This window comes from Paraburkholderia sp. SIMBA_027 (assembly GCF_046535315.1).
Taxonomy (GTDB): Bacteria; Pseudomonadota; Gammaproteobacteria; order Burkholderiales; family Burkholderiaceae; genus Paraburkholderia; species Paraburkholderia tropica.
Genome location: NZ_JAWRWY010001377.1, coordinates 1 through 245, shown reverse-complemented (window position 1 = coordinate 245; position 245 = coordinate 1). Strand labels below are relative to the sequence as shown.

The 245-nt window shown below is 65.3% G+C and carries 1 protein-coding gene; it reads right to left on the bottom strand.

Annotation, left to right across the window (positions count from 1 at the left end):
- On the bottom strand, window positions 1-245 hold a 245-nt coding region (locus tag SB764_RS43690), incomplete at both ends, for a TolC family protein (RefSeq protein ID WP_410867261.1).

Genomic DNA, 245 nt, shown 5'->3' with positions numbered 1-245 from the left:
CATGGCACGGCTGGCCTGGTGGGTGGACGCGGAGACGGCGCCACCGGCATACAGCGGCAGGCTGAATTCGACACCGATGGTGTTGGTGTCAGAGCGCTGGTTGTAGGTGTTGCCGCTGTCGGACTCCTGGCGACGCGAGCTGGCATACGCGGTGATCTTCGGCAAATGCCCGGCGCGGTTGCGTTCCACCTCATAATGCGCCACCTCGACCGCCTGGCGCTGGGATGCCAGCGTGGGGTTATTGC